This window comes from Holdemanella sp., assembly GCF_056804935.1.
The window spans coordinates 1,130-2,998 of record NZ_DBMEXE010000199.1; the positions used below are offsets into that span (position 1 = coordinate 1,130).

Below are 1,869 nucleotides of genomic sequence, written 5' to 3' on the forward strand. Positions count from 1 at the left end.
AACTTCATCATGACACATTCTTAGATTCGTGTTTTCTAAAATAGAAATCGCATAGATTTTTTGTTCTAGAGTACCATGAACATAATCCTGTAACTTGCTGAAATCCATACTCTTACTCTTTTGTTCCAAATAAGGTTTACATTCAGACTTATAATATTCCAATAACTCCAATGCATCTTCTGGAACATAAGGCATGTTCAGTTCCTGACAAATCAATTCGTACGCCTGGGCATAACTTTTTTCATCTATCTCTTTTTTTATTTCTTCGATTAAAGAATGATAATATGCGTTCACTTATACCTCCATGCGAAACATTAGTATTCTACCATAAATATCGATAATAATCAATTCTACGCATTTCTAAAATACAGAATCCGTAGAATGTCATTTAAAGAAAAAAACTCTCCTTTTACAGAGAATTTGTTTTCCTACTTTTTTCTAATTCATTTAACTTCTTGAATTCAGCTAAAATACAAATAACCGATACTACAAAGGCTACAAAATCCGCAATGGGAGCCGCGTATAAGATTCCATTCAATCCAAAAAATTTAGGTAAGATCAAAACAAACGGAATCAAGAACAACACCTGTCTTGTCATCGACAAAAACATTCCTAAATATGCTTTTTTAATTGACGAAAAGAAGCTAGACGATAACATCTGTACTCCATCAACACATACTAGCATTAGATAGATTTGCATAAACATTGTCGCAAATTCAAAATAGTTCGCATCCCCTGATCCAAATATTGATAATACAGTACTTGTGCAGAATTGAAATAAGGCCCAACCAATAAATGAAACAACCAAATTTGCACTTATCGCAAGCTTGAACGTCTTTTTAACACGCTCATATTTTTGCGCTCCATAATTAAATCCAATGATTGGCTGCATACCTTGCGAAATACCAATAATAATAGCTAATAATATCGCATTGGTTTTCATCACAATGCCACATGCAGCTAAAGGAATATCACTACCGAACTTAGTAAACTGTCCATAATACGTCAATGAATTATTTAATACGATTTGCACAAACAAAATCGCAATCTGATTTAGTGAAGCACTCATTCCAATGGTTGCCATTTCCTTTGTATCCTTCAAAGAAATACGTAAACTCTTTTTATTAAATTCAATATGTTGAAAACTCTTAATATACCAGGCAGCAATAAAAAATGAAATCACTTGACCAGCTACTGTGGCAATGGCAGCTCCAGCGACACCCATATGAAATACAAAAATAAACAAAGGATCTAATATTGTATTCACAAGAGCTCCCGCAACCATGCATGTCATTGAATATTTTGGTGACCCGTCTGCACGAATCAAGTTACTAATCACATTTGTCGTAATCAAGAATGGAACACCCAAAGTTGTAATTCGTGTATATTCAAGTGCCAAAGGCATAATTGTACTTGTAGCCCCAAACGATTTTAATAGTGGTTCAAGAAATACAAGTACTAAAACAACATAGATTACTGAGCAAAGTACAGACATACTAATACCATTCCCAGCAATACTACTTGATCGTTCTGGCTTCTTTTCACCTAGATATAAACTAAATAAACTTGCTGAACCAATCCCAATCAACAATGCAATCGCAAGTGCAATTGTTGTTAATGGAAACGCCACATTAGTTGCAGCATTTCCTAGAAAACCAACACCTTGACCGATAAAGATTTGATCTACAATGTTGTATAGTGACGATACAAGCATTGAGATAATACTTGGTATCGCAAACTTTTTTAATAATGATGACTCTTTTTCATACCCTAATGGATTTTGCATACTAATCAAATTCCCTCTTTCTAAACTGTGCAATTAACTGCTTATTTACCATTGAATGCTCACGAATGACATTTAACTCATTT

At 33.7% G+C, this 1,869-nt stretch carries 2 protein-coding genes; both read right to left on the reverse strand.

The features are described from left to right. Positions 1–294: DUF3196 family protein (locus ACZQCL_RS08160; protein WP_482482703.1), on the reverse strand; the 294-nt coding region annotated here is incomplete at its 3' end. A gap of 115 nt (positions 295–409) precedes the next feature. Then, a complete protein-coding gene (locus ACZQCL_RS08165) occupies positions 410–1,786 on the reverse strand; it encodes an MATE family efflux transporter (protein WP_482482705.1) in 1,377 nt (458 codons plus the stop codon). Positions 1,787–1,869: the final 83 nt, after the last annotated feature.

What these genes read in the sequence shown, in the direction of transcription:
- ACZQCL_RS08165 (WP_482482705.1), bottom strand. Translation starts at nt 1,786, where the DNA reads ATGCAAAATCCATTAGGGTATGAAAAAGAGTCATCATTATTAAAAAAG.